The sequence below is a fragment of the Verticiella alkaliphila genome (genome assembly GCF_018904615.1).
Taxonomy (GTDB): domain Bacteria; phylum Pseudomonadota; class Gammaproteobacteria; order Burkholderiales; family Burkholderiaceae_B; genus Verticiella; species Verticiella alkaliphila.
In genome coordinates this window covers 59,172-77,725 of sequence record NZ_JADCNH010000021.1, presented here as the reverse complement: position 1 = coordinate 77,725, position 18,554 = coordinate 59,172, and the positions used below count along the sequence as shown (strand labels likewise).

The 18,554-nt window shown below is 63.7% G+C and carries 34 protein-coding genes; all 34 read left to right on the top strand.

Translation table 11 applies throughout. The features are described from left to right. Positions 1-90 (top strand): EF-Tu C-terminal domain-related protein (locus IMZ29_RS14315; RefSeq protein WP_503660848.1); only part of this gene is annotated, 90 nt, incomplete at its 5' end. Between the two features lie 81 nt (positions 91-171). Then, the gene (rpsJ, locus tag IMZ29_RS14310) at positions 172-483 is read left to right on the top strand and encodes a 30S ribosomal protein S10 (RefSeq protein ID WP_143949678.1); all 312 of its coding nucleotides are present in this window, start codon (positions 172-174) and stop codon (positions 481-483) included. Between the two features lie 106 nt (positions 484-589). Beyond that, positions 590-1,309 carry an AzlC family ABC transporter permease gene (locus IMZ29_RS14305; protein ID WP_216185200.1) on the top strand — a complete coding sequence of 240 codons (720 nt, stop codon included), beginning with the start codon at positions 590-592 and terminating at the stop codon, positions 1,307-1,309. Further along, positions 1,306-1,638: an AzlD domain-containing protein gene (locus tag IMZ29_RS14300; RefSeq protein ID WP_216185197.1), complete on the top strand. Its 333-nt coding sequence runs from the start codon at positions 1,306-1,308 to the stop codon at positions 1,636-1,638. The genes IMZ29_RS14305 and IMZ29_RS14300 overlap by 4 nt, the downstream gene beginning before the upstream one ends. 45 nt (positions 1,639-1,683) lie before the next feature. Next, entirely contained in the window at positions 1,684-2,172 is a 489-nt protein-coding gene (locus IMZ29_RS14295; RefSeq protein WP_216185194.1) for a GFA family protein, read from the top strand. A gap of 293 nt (positions 2,173-2,465) precedes the next feature. Beyond that, the gene (gene rplC / locus IMZ29_RS14290) at positions 2,466-3,152 is read left to right on the top strand and encodes a 50S ribosomal protein L3 (protein ID WP_216185191.1); all 687 of its coding nucleotides are present in this window, start codon (positions 2,466-2,468) and stop codon (positions 3,150-3,152) included. Beyond that, positions 3,153-3,785, top strand: a complete 633-nt coding sequence (gene rplD / locus IMZ29_RS14285) for a 50S ribosomal protein L4 (protein WP_216185188.1) — start codon at positions 3,153-3,155, stop codon at positions 3,783-3,785. A 20-nt stretch (positions 3,786-3,805) separates the two neighbouring features. After that, a complete protein-coding gene (rplW, locus tag IMZ29_RS14280; RefSeq protein WP_216185228.1) occupies positions 3,806-4,105 on the top strand; it encodes a 50S ribosomal protein L23 in 300 nt (99 codons plus the stop codon). Next, complete coding sequence (gene rplB / locus IMZ29_RS14275) at positions 4,106-4,933, top strand: 50S ribosomal protein L2 (RefSeq protein WP_216185186.1); 828 nt, start codon at positions 4,106-4,108, stop codon at positions 4,931-4,933. 10 nt (positions 4,934-4,943) lie between these two features. Next, positions 4,944-5,219, top strand: coding sequence for a 30S ribosomal protein S19 (gene rpsS, locus IMZ29_RS14270; RefSeq protein ID WP_216185183.1), 276 nt, complete (start codon positions 4,944-4,946; stop codon positions 5,217-5,219). A 5-nt stretch (positions 5,220-5,224) separates the two neighbouring features. Next, positions 5,225-5,566 carry a 50S ribosomal protein L22 gene (rplV, locus tag IMZ29_RS14265; RefSeq protein WP_216185181.1) on the top strand — a complete coding sequence of 114 codons (342 nt, stop codon included), beginning with the start codon at positions 5,225-5,227 and terminating at the stop codon, positions 5,564-5,566. 9 nt (positions 5,567-5,575) lie between these two features. After that, positions 5,576-6,376 carry a 30S ribosomal protein S3 gene (rpsC, locus tag IMZ29_RS14260; RefSeq protein WP_216185179.1) on the top strand — a complete coding sequence of 267 codons (801 nt, stop codon included), beginning with the start codon at positions 5,576-5,578 and terminating at the stop codon, positions 6,374-6,376. 2 nt (positions 6,377-6,378) lie between these two features. Continuing rightward, positions 6,379-6,795 carry a 50S ribosomal protein L16 gene (gene rplP, locus IMZ29_RS14255; RefSeq protein WP_216185177.1) on the top strand — a complete coding sequence of 139 codons (417 nt, stop codon included), beginning with the start codon at positions 6,379-6,381 and terminating at the stop codon, positions 6,793-6,795. A 17-nt stretch (positions 6,796-6,812) separates the two neighbouring features. Next, a complete protein-coding gene (gene rpmC, locus IMZ29_RS14250) occupies positions 6,813-7,007 on the top strand; it encodes a 50S ribosomal protein L29 (protein WP_216185175.1) in 195 nt (64 codons plus the stop codon). Further along, entirely contained in the window at positions 7,008-7,292 is a 285-nt protein-coding gene (rpsQ, locus tag IMZ29_RS14245; protein ID WP_216185173.1) for a 30S ribosomal protein S17, read from the top strand. A 508-nt stretch (positions 7,293-7,800) separates the two neighbouring features. Further along, on the top strand, positions 7,801-8,169 hold the full coding sequence (gene rplN, locus IMZ29_RS14240; RefSeq protein WP_143949700.1) for a 50S ribosomal protein L14: 369 nt from the start codon (positions 7,801-7,803) through the stop codon (positions 8,167-8,169). Positions 8,170-8,178: 9 nt separating this feature from the next. Further along, on the top strand, positions 8,179-8,499 hold the full coding sequence (rplX, locus tag IMZ29_RS14235) for a 50S ribosomal protein L24 (protein WP_216185171.1): 321 nt from the start codon (positions 8,179-8,181) through the stop codon (positions 8,497-8,499). Positions 8,500-8,510: 11 nt separating this feature from the next. Then, positions 8,511-9,050 (top strand): 50S ribosomal protein L5, encoded by a 540-nt coding sequence (gene rplE / locus IMZ29_RS14230; RefSeq protein WP_216185168.1) that lies wholly within the window; start codon positions 8,511-8,513, stop codon positions 9,048-9,050. Positions 9,051-9,062: 12 nt separating this feature from the next. Further along, a complete protein-coding gene (gene rpsN / locus IMZ29_RS14225; RefSeq protein WP_216185165.1) occupies positions 9,063-9,368 on the top strand; it encodes a 30S ribosomal protein S14 in 306 nt (101 codons plus the stop codon). Positions 9,369-9,379: 11 nt separating this feature from the next. Continuing rightward, positions 9,380-9,775 (top strand): 30S ribosomal protein S8, encoded by a 396-nt coding sequence (gene rpsH, locus IMZ29_RS14220; RefSeq protein ID WP_216185162.1) that lies wholly within the window; start codon positions 9,380-9,382, stop codon positions 9,773-9,775. A 10-nt stretch (positions 9,776-9,785) separates the two neighbouring features. Further along, complete coding sequence (gene rplF / locus IMZ29_RS14215; RefSeq protein ID WP_216185159.1) at positions 9,786-10,319, top strand: 50S ribosomal protein L6; 534 nt, start codon at positions 9,786-9,788, stop codon at positions 10,317-10,319. A gap of 18 nt (positions 10,320-10,337) precedes the next feature. Further along, positions 10,338-10,703 carry a 50S ribosomal protein L18 gene (rplR, locus tag IMZ29_RS14210; protein ID WP_216185156.1) on the top strand — a complete coding sequence of 122 codons (366 nt, stop codon included), beginning with the start codon at positions 10,338-10,340 and terminating at the stop codon, positions 10,701-10,703. An 11-nt stretch (positions 10,704-10,714) separates the two neighbouring features. Beyond that, positions 10,715-11,236 carry a 30S ribosomal protein S5 gene (gene rpsE, locus IMZ29_RS14205; RefSeq protein WP_216185153.1) on the top strand — a complete coding sequence of 174 codons (522 nt, stop codon included), beginning with the start codon at positions 10,715-10,717 and terminating at the stop codon, positions 11,234-11,236. Between the two features lie 3 nt (positions 11,237-11,239). Beyond that, positions 11,240-11,428 (top strand): 50S ribosomal protein L30, encoded by a 189-nt coding sequence (gene rpmD / locus IMZ29_RS14200; RefSeq protein ID WP_216185150.1) that lies wholly within the window; start codon positions 11,240-11,242, stop codon positions 11,426-11,428. 10 nt (positions 11,429-11,438) lie between these two features. Then, complete coding sequence (gene rplO, locus IMZ29_RS14195) at positions 11,439-11,891, top strand: 50S ribosomal protein L15 (RefSeq protein ID WP_216185147.1); 453 nt, start codon at positions 11,439-11,441, stop codon at positions 11,889-11,891. 25 nt (positions 11,892-11,916) lie between these two features. Beyond that, entirely contained in the window at positions 11,917-13,242 is a 1,326-nt protein-coding gene (gene secY / locus IMZ29_RS14190; RefSeq protein ID WP_216185144.1) for a preprotein translocase subunit SecY, read from the top strand. Positions 13,243-13,472: 230 nt separating this feature from the next. Next, on the top strand, positions 13,473-13,586 hold the full coding sequence (gene rpmJ, locus IMZ29_RS14185; RefSeq protein ID WP_003806928.1) for a 50S ribosomal protein L36: 114 nt from the start codon (positions 13,473-13,475) through the stop codon (positions 13,584-13,586). Positions 13,587-13,614: 28 nt separating this feature from the next. Next, positions 13,615-13,980, top strand: a complete 366-nt coding sequence (rpsM, locus tag IMZ29_RS14180) for a 30S ribosomal protein S13 (RefSeq protein WP_216185141.1) — start codon at positions 13,615-13,617, stop codon at positions 13,978-13,980. A gap of 15 nt (positions 13,981-13,995) precedes the next feature. Then, positions 13,996-14,397, top strand: coding sequence for a 30S ribosomal protein S11 (rpsK, locus tag IMZ29_RS14175; protein WP_216185138.1), 402 nt, complete (start codon positions 13,996-13,998; stop codon positions 14,395-14,397). 12 nt (positions 14,398-14,409) lie between these two features. Then, the gene (gene rpsD / locus IMZ29_RS14170; RefSeq protein ID WP_216185135.1) at positions 14,410-15,033 is read left to right on the top strand and encodes a 30S ribosomal protein S4; all 624 of its coding nucleotides are present in this window, start codon (positions 14,410-14,412) and stop codon (positions 15,031-15,033) included. A 113-nt stretch (positions 15,034-15,146) separates the two neighbouring features. Continuing rightward, on the top strand, positions 15,147-16,133 hold the full coding sequence (locus IMZ29_RS14165; protein ID WP_216185132.1) for a DNA-directed RNA polymerase subunit alpha: 987 nt from the start codon (positions 15,147-15,149) through the stop codon (positions 16,131-16,133). 238 nt (positions 16,134-16,371) lie between these two features. Next, positions 16,372-16,764, top strand: a complete 393-nt coding sequence (gene rplQ / locus IMZ29_RS14160) for a 50S ribosomal protein L17 (RefSeq protein ID WP_216185129.1) — start codon at positions 16,372-16,374, stop codon at positions 16,762-16,764. A 115-nt stretch (positions 16,765-16,879) separates the two neighbouring features. Then, positions 16,880-17,656 carry a basic amino acid ABC transporter substrate-binding protein gene (locus IMZ29_RS14155; protein WP_371820268.1) on the top strand — a complete coding sequence of 259 codons (777 nt, stop codon included), beginning with the start codon at positions 16,880-16,882 and terminating at the stop codon, positions 17,654-17,656. A 118-nt stretch (positions 17,657-17,774) separates the two neighbouring features. Beyond that, the gene (locus tag IMZ29_RS14150; protein WP_216185126.1) at positions 17,775-18,551 is read left to right on the top strand and encodes an amino acid ABC transporter permease; all 777 of its coding nucleotides are present in this window, start codon (positions 17,775-17,777) and stop codon (positions 18,549-18,551) included. Positions 18,552-18,554 lie beyond the last annotated feature (3 nt).

Here is an 18,554-nt window from a genome sequence, read left to right as displayed (position 1 = left end):
CCGATCGCCATGGAAGAAGGTCTGCGTTTCGCCATCCGTGAAGGCGGCCGTACCGTCGGCGCCGGCGTGGTTGCGACCATCATCAAGTAAAGTTCGCATGCTTTGCCGGGCGGCGGTACAATGCCGCCGCCCGGCGCGCTGCGCGCCACTCATCGTTCTTTAGGAATCTCCATGAAAAAGCAGAAGATCCGCATCCGCCTGAAAGCGTTCGACTACAAGCTCATCGACCAGTCGGCTACGGAAATCGTCGATACCGCCAAGCGCACCGGCGCTGTGGTCCGTGGCCCCGTGCCGCTGCCCACGCGTATCCGTCGCTACGACGTCCTGCGTTCGCCCCACGTCAACAAGACGTCGCGCGATCAGTTCGAGATCCGCACCCATCAACGCCTGATGGACATCGTCGACCCCACCGACAAGACCGTTGACGCCCTGATGCGTCTGGACCTGCCGGCTGGCGTGGACGTCGAGATCGCCCTGCAGTAATTCGCGCCGGGGGCCGACGGCCCCAGACGCGCAACGGCGGAACGAGCCTGGCTCGTTCCGCCGTTGTCATTTGCAGCGCCATCGTTTGCTTAACGGCCCCGCTTCCATGTCTTCCTCTCCGCCTCCCATGCCGCCGCGCTGGCGTACGGCATTGCGCGCCAGCCTGCCCGTGGGCCTCGGCTATCTGCCTGTCGGTATCGCCTTCGGGGTGCTCGCGGTCGAGGCGGGGCTCCCGGTGTGGGTCGCCCTGCTCATGAGTGTCCTGGTGTACGCCGGTGCACTGCAGTTCGCCGCGATTCCCCTGCTGGCCGCTGGCGCAGGTCTGCCCGCGGTCGGGTTGACCGCCTTGCTCATCAACCTGCGACATCTCTTGTACGCGTTGCCCCTGTTGCGCGATCTTCCCCGACAACGCGCCGCGCGGCTCTACACGCTCGCCGCGCTCACGGACGAGACGTACTCACTCGCCACCGCGATGCCGCCTGCTCAGCGCGCGCGACTGCTGCTGCCCGTGGCCGCGGTCAATCAGGCGTGGTGGGTGCTCGGCACGCTCGTGGGCGCGCTGCTCGGACCGGCGATCGGCTCGCGCGTGCCCAATCTGGATTTCGCGTTGCCGTGTCTCTTTCTGATCCTGGCGATCGAGCAGTACCGCGCAAGTCGTCAGGCTTTCCCGCTGGTGGCAGGCGTGGTGGTGACGGCGGTGGCGCGCGCGGTGCTGCCCGATGCGCACGGTCTTCTCGGCGCGCTGCTGCTGGCCCTGCTGTGGCTGGGTTGGCAGGCGCGGCGTGATGCCCGGCACGCGGGGCATGCCGAGGAGGGCGACGCATGACGCCCACGGTTTCCTGGTTGCTCGCCATCGCGGTCATGGCTGCCGTCACCTTCAGCCTGCGCGCCTTGCCGCTGGCGGCCTATCGCTGGTTGACGGCGAGCCGCTTCGTGGATGCGCTCAACCGCCGACTGCCCCTGTGCGTGATGGTGGTGCTGCTGCTCTTTTCGCTGCGCGGCGGGGCGCGCGAGCCCGTCATGTTGGTCTCGGAATTGCTGGGTCTGGCGGCGGTTGCCGTGACCTACGTGCGCTGGCGCAACCCCCTGGCGAGCGTCGTCGCCGGGCTCGCGATCCTCAATGGCGTGCAGTGGCTGGTGGCCCGACTGGTCTGAGCGGCGGGTGGGGCCCGTGGCGCCGCGCCGTCTCTGGAGAACCCCATGAAGCTCGAAGGCTCCTGTCATTGCCAGGCCGTGCGATTCCAGGTGGAGTCGCACGAACCGTATCCTTTCATGCGCTGCTACTGCTCGATCTGCCGAAAGACAGCAGGAGCTGGCGGCTTTGCCATCAACCTCGGCGCAGACTTTCGCACGCTGCAGGTCGAGGGGCGCGAGCATCTCGCGGTGTATCGTGCCCGCATGCCGCAGCCCGACGGCAGCGTTCAGACGAGCAGCGGCGAGCGCCACTTCTGCCGCACGTGCGGCAGCGCCCTCTGGCTCTGGGATCCGCAGTGGCCGGAACTCGTGCATCCGCATGCCTCGGCCATCGACACGCCGTTGCCCGTGCCGCCCGAGCACACGCATCTGATGCTTGGCTCTCGCGCCTCTTGGGCCGAGCCTTGTGTGGGCGAGGGCGACAAGACCTTCGACGCCTACCCGGATGAGTCCTTGGCCGACTGGCACGAGCGGCTGGGCCTGCACGGGCGCTAGCCGCCGCTGTCGCAACGCCACAACGTCCGGCGCGCTGGTGGCGGCGGGCTGGACACCATTCGCCCGCGCGTGCTAGCATGCAAAGCTTGCCATTTCTGGCAAGAATCCCATTTGTTGTGCGTCGGTGGTATGTGCTTGTCCCCTTGCCTTTACCAGGGGTGGTGTCGCAAGACACCAGGTGCATGCCAGGCAGGGGCTGCGAAAGCAGTCCTCGAGCGGCGCCAAACATGAATGCCCGGGTCCTCCCGGGCCCTGCTAGCCCCGGCCAATCGTAGCCGGGAATGGAGAAAACAATGTCGAATCCGACATCCACGCCCGCCGCATTCCGGCTGGGTCTGGTAGGTCGCAAGGTCGGCATGACCCGCATTTTCACCGAGGATGGCGAATCCATTCCGGTGACCGTGCTGGACGTGTCGAACAACCGTGTGGCTCAGGTCAAAACCCTGGAGACCGACGGCTATGCCGCCGTGCAGGTCGCCTACGGTGAGCGCCGCGCCTCGCGCGTGGCCAAGGCTCAGGTTGGCCACTACGCCGCCGCTGGCGTCGAAGCCGGCAGCCAGCTGAAGGAATTCCGTCTCGCCCCCGAGAAGGCCGCTGAATTCGCCGCCGGCGCCGTTCTGGCCGTCGATAGCGTGTTCGCTGAAGGCCAGAAGGTCGACGTCACGGGCACCACCATCGGTAAGGGTTTCGCCGGTACGATCAAGCGCCACAACTTCGGTTCGCAGCGCGCCTCGCACGGTAACTCGCGTTCGCACCGCGTGCCCGGCTCGATCGGTCAGGCTCAGGATCCCGGTCGCATCTTCCCCGGCAAGCGCATGGCTGGCCACATGGGTCACGTGCAGCGTACCGTCCAGAATCTCGACGTGGTTCGCGTCGACGTCGAACGTGGCCTGCTGCTCGTTCGTGGTGCTGTCCCCGGTCACGCCGGTGCGGACATCATCGTGCGTCCTGCGATCAAGTCTGCCGCGAAGGGGGCCTAAATGGATCTCAAGCTCCTGAATGACAAGGGCGAGTCCCAGTCGACCGTCAACGCACCGGACACCGTGTTCGCGCGTGATTTCAACGAAGCCCTGGTGCACCAGGTCGTGGTGGCCTATCAGGCCAACGCCCGTGCCGGCAACCGTGCGCAGAAAGACCGCACGGACGTCAAGCACTCGACCAAGAAGCCCTGGCGCCAGAAGGGTACGGGCCGCGCTCGTGCCGGTATGACGTCCTCGCCGCTGTGGCGTGGGGGTGGTCGCGCGTTCCCGAACTCGCCGGAAGAGAACTTCAGCCAGAAGGTCAACAAGAAGATGTACCGTGCCGGGATCCGTTCGATCCTGTCGCAGCTCGCTCGCGAAGAGCGCATCTCCGTCGTTGAGAACTTCACGCTGGACACGCCGAAGACCAAGCAGGCCGCTGACAAGCTCAAGGCCTACGGCCTGGGTGTCGCCGGTTCGTCGGTGCTCATCATCACCGACGCCTTCGACGAAAACCTTTACCTCGCCACGCGCAATCTGCCGCACGTGGCGGTGATCGAGCCGCGCTACGCCGATCCGCTGTCGCTGATCCACTACAAGCAAGTGCTGATCACGCGCCCGGCCATCGCGCAACTCGAGGAGATGCTGGGATGAACGGCCAAGTCAAAGCCAATCTGTCCACCGAACGCCTGCTGCAGGTGCTGCTCGCCCCGATCGTGACCGAAAAGGCCACCTTCGTCGCCGACAAGAACCAGCAGATCGTGTTCCGTGTTGTGCCCGATGCCACCAAGCCCGAGATCAAGGCCGCCGTCGAGCTGCTGTTCAAGGCGGAAGTCGAGTCGGTTCAAGTCCTGAACACCAAGGGCAAGCAAAAGCGCTTCGGCCGCTTCATGGGCAAGCGCCGCAATGAGCGCAAGGCGTACGTCAGCCTGAAGGAAGGTCAGGAGATCGACTTCGCGCAGGAGGTGAAGTAAATGCCTATCGTCAAGCTCAAGCCGACGTCGCCTGGTCGCCGCGGCATGGTCAAGGTGGTTCACCCCCACCTGCACAAGGGTGAGCCCTTCGCGCCGCTGCTCGAAAAGCAGATCCAGAACGCTGGCCGCAACAACAACGGTCACATCACCACGCGTCACCGCGGCGGTGGTCACAAGCAGCACTACCGTGTCGTCGATTTCCGCCGCAACAAGGACGGAATCGCTGCCAAGGTCGAGCGCCTGGAATACGATCCGAACCGCACGGCGCACATCGCGCTGGTGTGCTACGCCGATGGCGAGCGCCGCTACATCATCGCTCCGCGCGGCCTGCAGGTCGGCGCCACGCTGATGTCGGGTAGCGAAGCCCCCATCCGCGCCGGCAACACCCTGCCGATCCGCAACATCCCGGTCGGTTCCACGATCCACTGCGTGGAAATGCTGCCTGGCAAGGGTGCGCAAATGGCCCGCTCGGCCGGCGCTTCCGCCGTGCTGCTCGCCCGTGAAGGCACCTACGCTCAGGTTCGCCTGCGCTCCGGTGAAGTGCGTCGCGTGCACATCGAGTGCCGCGCCACGATCGGCGAAGTCAGCAACGAAGAACACAGCCTGCGCCAAATCGGCAAGGCCGGCGCAGTGCGCTGGCGCGGCGTGCGTCCGACGGTTCGTGGTGTTGCCATGAACCCGGTCGATCACCCGCACGGTGGTGGCGAAGGCCGCACCGGCGAAGCCCGTGAACCGGTCAGCCCGTGGGGTACCCCCACCAAGGGCTTCAAGACCCGTCGAAACAAGCGGACGAACAGCATGATCGTCCAACGGCGCAAGCGCAAGTAAGAGGCGAACCATGTCACGTTCGATCAAGAAGGGCCCCTTTGTCGACTCCTACCTCCTCAAGAAGGTGGAGTCGGCCACGGGTGGCCGCGAGAAGAAGCCGATCAAGGTCTGGTCGCGCCGTTCCACCATCCTGCCCGAGTTCATTGGGCTGACCTTCGCCGTGCACAACGGCCGTCAACACGTTCCCGTGTACATCAACGAGAACATGGTCGGTCACAAGCTCGGTGAGTTCGCGCTGACCCGTACGTTCAAGGGTCACGCCGCCGACAAGAAGTCCAAGAGGTAATGGCCATGCAAAAGGGTAACGAAACCGCCGCCGTCATCAAGGGCGTGCGCGTGTCCGCGCAGAAGGCTCGCCTCGTGGCCGACATGGTCCGCGGCAAGCCGGTGGCCCAGGCGCTCAACATCCTTGCTTTCACGCCGAAGAAGTCGGCTGGAATCATCCGCAAGGCTGTGGAGTCCGCCATCGCCAACGCCGAGCACAATGACGGCGCCGATATCGACGAACTGAAGGTCAAGACCATCTACGTCGACAAGGGCGCTTCGATGAAACGCTTCGATGCACGCGCGAAGGGTCGCGGCGTGAAGATCGAAAAGCAGACTTGCCACATCGTGGTCAAGGTCGGAGCCTAAGGAGCCACGATGGGACAGAAAATTCATCCGACCGGGTTCCGGCTGGCTGTCAGCCGCAACTGGTCCTCGCGTTGGTACGCTGACGACAAGGCCTACGCCGGCATGCTGATTCAGGACGCGAAGGTTCGCGAATACCTGAAGAAGAAGCTGAAGAACGCCTCCGTTGGCCGCGTGGTCATCGAGCGTCCGGCCAAGAATGCCCGCATCACCGTCTACTCGGCCCGTCCGGGTGTGGTGATCGGCAAGAAGGGCGAGGACATCGAAGTCCTGAAGGCCGACCTGCAGCGCCTGATGGGCGTGCCGGTGCACGTGAACATCGAAGAAATCCGCAAGCCGGAAGTCGATGCTCAACTGATCGCCGACTCCATCTCGCAGCAGCTGGAAAAGCGGATCATGTTCCGCCGTGCCATGAAGCGCGCCATGCAGAACGCCATGCGTCTGGGTGCCCAGGGCATCAAGATCATGAGCTCGGGCCGCCTGAACGGCATCGAAATCGCGCGTACCGAATGGTACCGCGAGGGCCGTGTGCCGCTGCACACGCTGCGCGCCAACATCGACTACGGCACGTCCGAAGCACACACCACCTACGGCCTCATCGGCATCAAGGTGTGGGTGTACAAGGGCGACACGCTGGGCAGCGCCGAGCTGACCGCCGCCGCGGAAACGCCGCGTGAGGACGAACGCCGTCCCCGCCGCCCGCGCAGCGATCGTCCTGGTGGCCGTCCGCCCGCGGGCAACCGCGGCCGTGGTCCGCGCAAACCCGAAGGCAGGCCGGCTGGTGACGCTGCGCCCGCGAAAGACGGAGAATAAGCATGCTGCAGCCAGCACGCAGGAAATACCGCAAAGAGCAGAAGGGCCGTAACACCGGCCTGGCCACGCGCGGCACGAACGTCTCGTTCGGCGAGTTCGGTCTGAAGGCCACCGGCCGTGGCCGTCTGACCGCTCGCCAGATCGAAGCCGCTCGTCGTGCGATCAACCGTCACATCAAGCGTGGCGGCCGTATCTGGATCCGTATCTTCCCCGATAAGCCGATCTCGCAGAAGCCCGCCGAAGTCCGGATGGGTAACGGTAAGGGCAACCCCGAGTACTGGGTCGCCGAGATCCAGCCGGGCAAGGTGCTGTACGAGATGGAAGGTGTCAACGAAGAGACCGCTCGCGAAGCGTTCCGCCTGGCTGCGGCCAAGCTGCCGATCGCGACGACCTTCGTGTCCCGCCACATCGGCGCCTGATCGCGAGAGGAAAGAACATGAAAGCCAGCGAACTCCGCAACAAGGACAAGGCCGCGCTCAAGCAGGAGCTCGAAAGCCTGCTGAAGGCCCATTTCAGCCTGCGCATGCAGGTGGCCACGCAGCAATTGTCCAACACCAGCCAACTCGGCAAGGTTCGCCGCGACATCGCTCGCGTGCGCACCGTGCTGGGCCAGAAGGCAGGGGAACAGTAAATGAGCACTGCAACCGAACAGGCTCAGACCGGCTCCCGCCAGCGCAAGCTGGTTGGCCGCGTCGTGAGCAACAAGATGGACAAGACTGTGGTCGTTCTGGTCGAGCGTCGGGTCAAGCACCCGCTGCTGGGCAAGGTGATCATGCGCTCGGCCAAGTACAAGGCGCACGACGAGACCAATCAGTACAACGAAGGCGATATGGTCGAAATCGCTGAAGGTCGTCCGATTTCGCGCTCCAAGGCGTGGACGGTGACCAAGCTGCTCGAGGCCGCCCGGATCATCTGATCCCGGTAGCCAAGGACAGCGGCGGACTGCTTCACGGCGGTCCGCCGTTTGTTTTTGCCGCCGGGCCGCCCCAAGGCAAAAACGCGGCCCCCTCGGGGGGCAGCGAGCCGAAGGCGAGCGTGGGGGTAATTTTGTGCACGCGCTGCTCTTCGGGGCAGTTTCCATGGCTTTTGCACCACAGCCATGCTTGCATGCGATCCTTGGGCGGGCTAGAATAGCCGACTTGCCATCTCTATCTTGCCCTTCAGGCATTCGGCGTTTTCGGACGCGGAGCCAGGTCGACAGGCCGCTTGAAGGGGGAGGAGGCAGAAGTGTCCTGACCTGTGTTGTTCGCGGGGCAGGGCATTCGCAGGGAAATGACAGCGGTCATTCATGCTGCGGCAGGTACGATGTGCCGCAGGATTCTTCCCAAGGCGGGCGCAAGCCAGCTGGACGGGGCCAAAACTGATCACGGTACACGTCGCGCTCGCGGCGGGTTCTTGTGAATCAAGTTGGATACAGGTAAATCATGATTCAAATGCAGACCACGCTGGACGTGGCCGACAACACGGGTGCGCGCGCAGTCATGTGCATCAAGGTGTTGGGCGGGTCCAAGCGTCGCTACGCCGCCATCGGCGACATCATCAAGGTGAGCGTCAAGGACGCCGCCCCGCGCGGGCGCGTCAAGAAGGGCGAGATCTACAACGCCGTGGTGGTTCGCACCGCCAAGGGCGTGCGCCGCAAGGACGGCTCGCTCATCCGCTTCGGCGGCAACGCTGCCGTGTTGCTCAACGCCAAGCTCGAACCCATCGGCACCCGCATCTTCGGGCCGGTCACGCGTGAACTCCGTACGGAAAAGTTCATGAAGATCGTCTCGCTGGCGCCGGAAGTGCTGTAAGGAGCCGCCATGAACAATATCCGTAAGGGTGATGAAGTCATCGTCATCGCCGGCAAGAACCGCAAGGCCCGTGGCGTGGTGCTCGAACGCGTGAACGCGGACTACGTCCTCGTCGAAGGCGTGAACGTCGCCAAGAAGCACGTCAAGCCGAACCCGATGCGCAACGAGACCGGTGGCATCGTGGAACGCGCTATGCCGATCCACATCTCCAACGTCGCTCTCTTCAATCCCGCTACCGGCAAGGCCGATCGCGTGGGCGTCAAGATCGAAGACGGCAAGAAAGTGCGCATTTTCCGCTCCAACGGCAATGTCGTTGGCGCGAAGGCGTAATGGGGATCACTATGTCGCGTTTGCAAGAGTTCTACCGCAGCAAGGTCGTCGGTCAAATGACCGAGAAGTTCGGCTACAAGAGTGTGATGCAAGTGCCGCGCATCACGAAGATCACCCTGAACATGGGTGTGTCCGAAGCCGTGGCCGACAAGAAGGTCATCGAGCACGCTGTTGGCGATCTGACGAAGATCTCCGGCCAGAAGCCCGTCATCACCAAGACCCGCAAGGCAATCGCCGGCTTCAAGATCCGGGAAGACTACCCGATCGGTTGCATGGTGACCCTGCGTGGCCAACGCATGTACGAATTCCTGGACCGCCTGGTCAACGTCGCGCTGCCGCGCGTGCGTGACTTCCGTGGTATCTCCGGTCGTGCGTTCGACGGTCGTGGCAACTACAACATCGGGGTGAAAGAGCAGATCATTTTCCCCGAAATCGAGTACGACAAGATCGACGCGCTGCGTGGGATGAACATCAGCATCACCACGACCGCCCAGACCGACGACGAAGCCCGCGCGCTGCTTACCGCGTTCAGCTTCCCGTTCCGTAACTAAGGGGTAGATGACGTGGCCAAACTTTCACTCATCAATCGTGAAGTCAAGCGCGAGAAGCTCGCGAACAAGTTCGCCGCCAAGCGCGCTGCGCTCAAGGCGACGATCGACGACCAGTCCAAGTCCGACGAAGAGCGCTATCAGGCTCGCCTGAAGCTGCAACAACTGCCGCGTAACGCCAACCCGACCCGCCAGCGCAATCGCTGCGCGATCACGGGCCGCCCGCGTGGTGTGTTCAGCAAATTCGGTCTCGCACGCACGAAGCTGCGCGAGATGGCGATGCGCGGGGAGATCCCGGGCATGACCAAGGCAAGCTGGTAGGAGAATAAAACATGAGCATGAGCGATCCCATCGCCGATATGCTGACCCGCATCCGCAACGCGCAGCAAGTGGATAAGGTTTCGGTCAGCATGCCCTCCTCCAAGCTCAAGGTGGCCATCGCCGCCGTGCTGAAGGACGAAGGCTATGTCGAGGATTTCCGCGTGGATGCCAATGATGGCAAGCCCGTCCTGGAAATCGCCTTGAAGTACTACGCCGGTCGCCCGGTCATCGAGCGGATCGAGCGCGTGTCGCGCCCCGGTCTGCGCATCTACAAGGGCCGCAGCGCCATTCCTCAGGTCCTCGATGGCCTGGGCGTGGCGATCGTGTCCACCTCCCGCGGCGTGATGACGGACCGTCGCGCCCGTGCCAATGGCGTGGGTGGCGAAGTCCTGTGCTACGTGGCGTAAGGAGAATCACATGTCACGTATTGCAAAGTACCCCGTCGCTCTGCCCAAGGGCGTGGAAGCGAACATCGGCGCCGAGCAGATCACTGTCAAGGGCCCCCTGGGCACCCTGACGCAGCCGTTGACGGGCGACGTCACCGTGACGGAAGAGGACGGCAAGCTCTCTTTCGTCGTGGCGAACGACTCGCGTCAGGCCAAGGCGATGTCCGGCACCCTGCGCGCCCTCGTGGCCAACATGGTCACCGGCGTGAGCAAGGGCTTCGAGCGCAAGCTCCAGCTCGTGGGCGTGGGCTACCGTGCCCAGGCTCAAGGCGATTCCATCAAGCTGCAGCTGGGCTTCTCGCACGACGTCGTGCACAAGATGCCCGCCGGCGTGAAGGTGGCATGCCCCACGCAGACGGAAATCATTCTCTCTGGCTCCGACAAGCAAGTCGTTGGTCAGGTGGCCGCTGAAATCCGCGCGTACCGCGAACCCGAACCCTACAAGGGCAAGGGCGTGCGCTACTCGGATGAGCGGGTCATCATCAAAGAGACCAAGAAGAAGTAAGGGGCGTAAGGACTCATCATGGACAAAAAACAATCCCGTTTGCGCCGTGCCGTGCCTACGCGTCGCAAAATCTCGGAGCTCGGCGTTCACCGTCTTTCGGTGCACCGCTCGAACCTCCACATCTACGCGAGCATCATCTCGCCCGAAGGCAATCAGGTGCTGGTCAGCGCCTCGACCGTCGAGCCGGAAGTGCGCAAGCAGCTTGAAGGTCAGGCTGGTGCCGGTGGCAATGCCGCCGCCGCCACCCTGATCGGCAAGCGTGTGGCCGAAAAGGCTCGCGCCGCCGGTATCGAAACGGTCGCCTTCGACCGTTCCGGTTTCCGCTACCACGGTCGTGTGAAGGCGTTGGCTGAAGCCGCGCGCGAAGCCGGCCTGAAGTTCTAAGCGAGGATCAAATGGCCAAGATGCAAGGCAAGAACCAGGTCGCCGAAGAGCGCGACGACGGTTTCCGCGAGAAGATGATCGCGGTCAACCGCGTCAGCAAGGTGGTCAAGGGTGGTCGTACCATGAGCTTCGCCGCGCTGAGCGTGGTGGGCGACGGTGACGGTCGTATCGGTATGGGCAAGGGCAAGGCCCGTGAAGTGCCCGTCGCTGTTCAAAAGGCGATGGAACAGGCACGTCGCGAGCTGGTGAAGGTGTCGCTGAAGAACGGCACGCTGCATCACGCTGTTGTCGGCAAGCACGGCGCCTCCAAGGTGCTGATCTCGCCCGCAGCCGAAGGTACCGGCGTCATCGCCGGCGGCCCGATGCGCGCCATTTTCGACGTGATGGGCGTGCGTAACGTCGTCGCGAAGAGCCTGGGCTCGACCAATCCCTACAACCTGGTGCGTGCGACCCTGAACGGTCTGCGCAACTCGTCCACTCCGTCGGAAATTGCTGCCAAGCGCGGCAAGACCGTCGAAGAGATCCTGGGGTAAGACATGACGACGCAGAAGCAAGTCAAAGTCACGCTCGTGCGTTCGCCGATCGGCACGCGCGAGTCGCACCGCGCCACCGTGCGCGGCCTGGGCCTCGGCAAGGTGAACAGCAGCCGCGTGCTGGTCGACACCCCCGAAGTCCGTGGCATGATCCGCAAGGTGTCCTATCTGGTCGCCGTGTCGGAAGCCTGAAGGAACAGACATGCAAGACACCATTCGTCTCAACACCCTGGAGCCCGCTGAGGGTTCCAAGCATGCCAAGCGCCGTGTCGGCCGTGGTATCGGTTCCGGCCTGGGCAAGACCGCCGGCCGTGGCCACAAGGGTCAGAAGTCGCGTTCGGGCGGCTTCCACAAGGTCGGCTTCGAAGGCGGTCAGATGCCGCTGCAGCGCCGTCTGCCCAAGCGTGGCTTCAAGCCGCTGAACGATCACCTGTTTGCCGAAGTCCGCCTGTCGGATCTCGAGAAGCTGCCCGTCGACGACATCGACGTCCAGGTTCTGAAGCAAGCCGGCGTGGTCGGCCAGCAAGTGCGTTACGCCAAGGTCATTCTGTCCGGCGAGCTGACCCGCAAGGTCACGCTCAACGGCCTGAAGGCCACGGCTGGCGCCAAGGCTGCCATTGAAGCTGCCGGCGGCGTGCTGAACGCGGCCGCCTGATACTAGGCAAGGCAAGAGGTCTACGTTGGCTACTGCGAATAGGTTGGGCAAAACCGGGGGGCGCTTCAGCGACCTGAAACGCCGTCTGGTGTTTCTGGTCCTCGCGCTGATCGTGTATCGGCTGGGCACCCATATTCCGGTGCCGGGCATCAACCCGGATCAACTGGCGCTGCTGTTCCAGCAGAACCAGGGTGGGATCCTGGGCTTGTTCAACATGTTCTCGGGCGGCGCGCTCTCGCGTTTCTCGATCTTCGCGCTCGGCATCATGCCGTACATCTCTGCATCGATCATCATGCAGCTGATGACGGTCATCGTGCCGTCGCTCGAAGCCATCAAGAAAGAGGGCGAGGCCGGCCGCCGCAAGATCACGCAGTACACGCGGTATGGCACGCTCGGCCTGGCGATCGTCCAGGCCATCGGCATCTCGGTCGCGCTGGAGTCCCAGCAAGGCCTGGTGATCGATCCGGGCATGCTGTTCCGCGTCACCACCGTGATCTCGCTGGTCACCGGCACCATGTTCCTCATGTGGCTGGGCGAGCAAATCACTGAGCGTGGCCTGGGCAACGGGATCTCGATCATCATCTTCGCGGGTATCGTGGCCGGCCTGCCGTCCGCACTCGCCGGATTGTTCGAGCTCGTGAGCACGGGTGCCATGGCGGTGCTGTCGGCCCTGTTCATCGTCTTTCTCGTGGTGCTGGTCACGGCATTCGTGGTGTTCGTCGAGCGCGGCCAACGCCGCATCACGGTGAACTACGCGAAGCGCCAGGTCGGCAACAAGCTGTACGGTGGTCAGAGCTCGCATCTCCCGCTCAAGCTCAACATGGCTGGCGTGATCCCGCCGATCTTCGCGTCGTCGATCATCTTGTTCCCCGCCACGCTGACCCAATGGTTCGCGACGGGCGACAGCCTGATCTGGCTGCGTGACATCGCTGCGGCGCTCTCGCCTGGACAGCCGTTCTACATCGCGCTGTATGCGTTGGCGATCATCTTCTTCGCCTTCTTCTACACGGCGCTGGTGTTCAACAGCCGCGAGACGGCCGACAACCTGAAGAAGAGTGGGGCGTTCATTCCGGGCATTCGTCCGGGCGAACAGACCTCGCGTTACATCGACAAGATCCTGACCCGGCTCACGCTGGCGGGCGCCATCTACATCACCCTGGTGTGCTTGCTGCCTGAGTTCCTGGTCCTGCGCTGGAACGTGCCCTTCTACTTCGGCGGCACGTCGCTGTTGATCATCGTGGTCGTCACCATGGACTTCATGGCCCAGGTGCAGGCCTACATCATGTCGCACCAGTACGACAGTCTGCTCAAGAAGGCTTCCTTCAAGGGCATGAATCTGCCGGTGCGCTGACATCGGGGGCCGAAAAGAAGGACAGCACCGGGCGATCGGTGTTATCCTTCGGCCCCTGTAATTCATGCCGAGGCAGGCATCGCCGGGAAACCGGCGGTTGCCCCGGCGCATCATCACCGGAATCGATTCCGGGCGACAAGGCAGGGCAGGGCATGAGCCCTTTTCGCCTTTCTCGCGCACGAACCATGGCGTATCGCTACGTCATGCGTGCGGAACCTCAGGAGTGACACATGAAAGTCATGGCATCTGTAAAGCGCATTTGCCGCAACTGCAAGGTCATCAAGCGCCACGGTGTGGTGCGGGTGATTTGTACCGACCCGCGCCATAAGCAGCGCCAGGGTTGAGTCGAGCCACGTATAGGAATCAATAGTCATGGCCCGTATTGCTGGCATCAACATCCCCCCGCACAAGCACACCTCGATCGGCCTGACGGCCATCTTCGGTGTCGGCCGCACCCGCGCTCGCCAAATCTGCGAAGCCGCCGGCGTGCCGCTGGACAAGAAGGTCAAGGAGCTGAACGACGCTGAGCTCGAGCGCATCCGCGAACAGATCGGCGCCATCACCGTCGAAGGCGACCTGCGCCGCGAAGTGCAGCTCTCGATCAAGCGTCTGATCGACCTCGGAACCTACCGCGGCCTGCGCCACAAGCGCGGCCTGCCGCTCCGTGGTCAGCGTACCCGCACGAACGCCCGTACCCGCAAGGGCCCGCGTCGCGCCGGTGTCGCGCTGAAGAAATAATCAGGATCCCACATCATGGCAAAAGCTCAAGGTAGCGGCGCGCAGCGTGTGCGCAAAAAGGTCAAGAAGAACGTCTCGGACGGCATCGCGCACGTCCACGCGTCCTTCAACAACACCATCATCACCATCACGGACCGCCAGGGCAACGCCCTGTCGTGGGCCACGTCGGGTGGCGCAGGCTTCAAAGGCTCGCGCAAGTCGACCCCCTTCGCCGCTCAGGTCGCCGCTGAAAGCGCCGGCCGCGTCGCGTTGGAATATGGCATCAAGACGCTCGAAGTCCGTATCAAGGGTCCCGGCCCCGGCCGTGAATCCTCGGTCCGTGCGCTCAACGCGCTCGGTATCCGGATCACCAGCATCTCCGATGTCACCCCGGTGCCGCACAACGGCTGCCGGCCGCCCAAGCGTCGTCGCATCTAAAGGGGATTCCACGTGGCACGTTATATTGGTCCCAAGTGCAAGCTCTCGCGTCGCGAGGGCACTGATCTGTTCCTGAAGAGCGCCCGTCGCTCGCTGGATTCCAAGTGCAAGCTGGACAGCAAGCCCGGCCAGCACGGTCGCACGTCCGGTGCTCGTACGTCTGACTACGGTCAGCAGCTGCGCGAGAAGCAGAAGCTCAAGCGCATGTACGGCCTGATGGAAAAGCAGTTCCGCAAGTACTTCGTTGAAGCCGAGCGCCGTCGTGGCAACACCGGCGAAACGCTGATCCAGCTGCTCGAATCGCGCCTGGACAACGTCGTCTACCGCATGGGTTTCGGTTCGACCCGCGCCGAGGCTCGCCAGCTGGTGAACCACCGCGCCATCGAGCTGAACGGTCACACGGCCGACATCCCGTCGATCATCCTGAAGGCTGGCGACATCGTCTCCATCCGCGAGAAGGCCAAGAAGCAAGGCCGTATCCAGGAAGCGCTGCAACTGGCCGCCAGCCAGGGCATGCCGCAGTGGGTCGACGTCGACGCCAACAAGCTGACCGGTACGTTCAAGCAGGCTCCGGACCGCGCTGATGTCGCCCGCGACGTCAACGAGTCCATGGTCGTCGAACTGTACTCGCGCTAATTGCAGTCCCCTGCGGGCGGTCTGCCTTCCCATCGGGAGGCGGTCCGCCCGTTGTTCATTCCATCAGCCTTATCGGTGTAACGAGCCGAGGGTATTGAGAAGGAAGCAGTCACATGGCAAACGCCGCATTCTTGAAGCCGCGCAGCATCGACGTCGAAGCGATCGGGCAGAACCACGCCCGTGTCGTCATGGAACCGTTCGAGCGCGGTTATGGCCACACGCTGGGCAACGCCCTGCGTCGCATCCTGCTCTCGTCGATGGCGGGCTACGCCCCCACCGAAGTGCAGATCACCGGCGTGCTGCACGAGTACTCCACCGTGGAAGGCGTGCGTGAAGACGTCGTCGACATGCTGCTGAACTTGAAGGGCGTGGTCTTCAAGCTGCACAACCGCGAGGAAGTGACGCTGACCCTGCGCAAGACGGGCGCCGGCGTGGTCACCGCGGCCGACATCGAGCTGCCCCACGACGTCGAGATCATCAATCCGCAACACGTGCTCGCCAATCTCACCGAAGGTGGCAAGCTCGAGATGCAGATCAAGGTCGAGAAGGGCCGTGGCTACGTGCCCGGCAACGTGCGCGGCTTTGCCGACGACCACTCCCGCACCATCGGCCGCATCGTTCTGGATGCGTCCTACAGCCCCGTGCTGCGCGTGAGCTACGCCGTCGAGAACGCCCGCGTCGAGCAGCGTACCGATCTGGACAAGCTGGTGCTGGACATCGAAACCAACGGCGTGATCTCGCCCGAGGAAGCGGTGCGTCAGTCGGCTCGCATCCTGATGGATCAGCTGTCGATCTTTGCAGCCCTGGAAGGCTCGGCCGAATCGGCCGACATGCCCTCGCGCGGCGCCCCGCAGATCGACCCGATCCTGTTGCGCCCGGTCGATGACCTGGAGCTGACGGTGCGCTCGGCCAACTGCCTGAAGGCCGAGAACATCTACTACATCGGCGACCTGATCCAGCGTACCGAGAACGAGCTGCTGAAGACCCCGAACCTGGGTCGCAAGTCGCTCAACGAGATCAAGGAAGTCCTGGCCGCCCGCGGCCTGACCTTGGGCATGAAGCTCGAGAACTGGCCCCCGCTGGGCCTCGAGCGTCCCTGAACCTGAGGTGCCCAGGCCAGGCGGCTTCGCCGCCCCGGCCGGGCACCCGGTGACGTGATCTTGCCGTTCGAAGGCCGCAGCATGTCATGTGCTGCGGCCTTTTCAATATCCCGAAAGCGTAGTAGAATCGCGCGTTTTACCGGCCCGCGGCATAGACCGATAGAAGAGCTGGACATCATAGCGACAGGGTCAAGACAACCCCATCGCTTCAACCCTAGATTCAATCAAGGAAACAACCATGCGCCATCGTCACGGCCTTCGCAAGCTCAACCGTACCAGCAGCCACCGTCTTGCCATGTTCCGCAACATGGCCGTCGCGCTGATCACGCACGAAGCCATCAAGACCACGCTGCCCAAGGCCAAGGAACTGCGCCGCGTGATCGAGCCCCTCATCACGATCGGCAAGACCGACTCCGTCGCCAACCGCCGTCTGGCCTTCGCCCGCCTGCGTGATCGTGACGCCGTCACCAAGCTCTTCAACGAGATCGCCCCGCGCTTTGCCGAGCGCAACGGCGGCTACACCCGTGTTCTGAAGATGGGCTTCCGCCAGGGCGACAACGCCCCGATGGCCTTCATGGAACTCGTGGACCGTCCCGAGCCCGTCGAAGCGGAAGAAGCCGAAGCCGCTTAAGTCACGTGCGTCCTCGAGACGCCCGGGCAATCTGAAAAGCCCTCCCGCGCGAGGTTTTTTCGTTTGTTGGCTCGCCCGACCCTTGCCGTACCCCTCCCTTCCTTCATCGCCTCCCATGACTTTCTCCTTCTCTCGCCGCGCGGCGATGTTCGCCTGCGCCGCTGCCCTGCTCGTGTCCGCCCAGCCTGCGCTGGCCCAGGCGGCTGCCCGCACCGTCGTCGTCGGCTCCAGCGCCACCTACGCGCCGTTCGCGTTCGAAGACAACACGCGGCAGGTCGTCGGTTTCGACATCGACGTCATCAACGCCATCGCGCAGAAGCAAGGCATGACGCTGCGCATCGTGAACACGCCCTTCAGCAGCATCTTCGCCGCCTTGAACAACGGCGATGTGGACGCGGTGATCTCGGGTGTCACCATCAACGATCGTCGCAAGCAGAGCTTCGACTTCACGCAGCCGTACTTCGACGCGCGCCAGCTCATCGCGGTGCCCGAGAGCAGCGCCGTGAAGTCCCTGGACGACATCAAGGGCAAGAAGGTGTCCGTGGTGAGCGGCTCGACGGCCGACGACGTGGTGAGCCGCCTGCTGGGCAAGGCGAGCCAGGACATTCGCCGCTTCGAGAGTACGCCGCTCATCATCTCCGAGCTCGCGTCGGGCGGCGTGGATGCCGCGATCGGTGACAACGGCGTGATCGCCTACCGCGTCGCGCAGACGCCCGGCCTGAAGGTGGTCGAGGATCCCGACTTCCCGAAGGAGCACTTCGGCATCGTCGTGCGCAAGGGCGATGATGCCCTGCGCGAGCAACTGGACGCGGGCCTCGCCGCGATCCGCGCTGACGGCACCTACAACACGCTCTACCAGAAGTGGTTCAAGCAGGAATACCGCGCGCAGTGATGCGATGCTGACGGGCGCATCTGCGGCCCGTGCTCTTTCCTGTCGCAGCGTGGGGCTACGCGCACCGTTTGCAACGTGCGCAGCCCGCGCCGCGGCCATCTCCTGATCTCCCAATGCCATGAACGATACCCTTCCCGTGGAATGGTTCGGGTGGTTTCGCCCCGACATTCTGGTCGAATACAAGAGCCTCTTCTGGCAAGGCGCGATGGTCACGGTCGGCATGACCATCACCTGCGTCGTGCTCGGGTTCAGCCTCGGGCTGCTGGTAGCGTTGGCGCGCCTGGCGGATGCGTCGCACCAGCCGCTCAAGAGCCTGTGCAAGTATGTGCTGCGTTGGCCTTCGACCGTCTATGTGAGCTTTCTGCGCGGCACGCCACTCTTCGTGCAGATCCTCCTGATGCACTTCGCCGTGGTGCCGCTATTCATCCACCCCACGGAGGGCTGGCTGATCTCCGGCGATCTGGCGCGAACGCTCAAGCAGAATCACGGCGCCCTCATTTCCGGGGTTGCAGCCTTGACGCTCAATGCCTCGGCCTATACGTCCGAGGTCTTCCGGGCCGGCATCCAGTCCATTTCGCGGGGCCAGCGGTTCGCCGGCATGTCGCTGGGCATGTCGCCGCTTCAGGTGATGCGCTTTATCGTCCTGCCCCAGGCGTTCCGTCGCATGTTGCCGCCGCTGGGTAACAACATGATCTCGCTGCTGAAGGACACCTCGCTCGTGTCGGCGATCGGGCTGGCCGAGATGGCCTACGCCGCCCGTACCGTGGCCGGCGCCTACGGACGCTACTGGGAGCCGTATCTCGCGATCGCGTTTGCGTACTGGCTCATGACGTTCCTGCTCACCATCGGCTTGCGCCGACTGGAGAACCACCTGGCGCGCGCGGATCGCGTCTGAGCG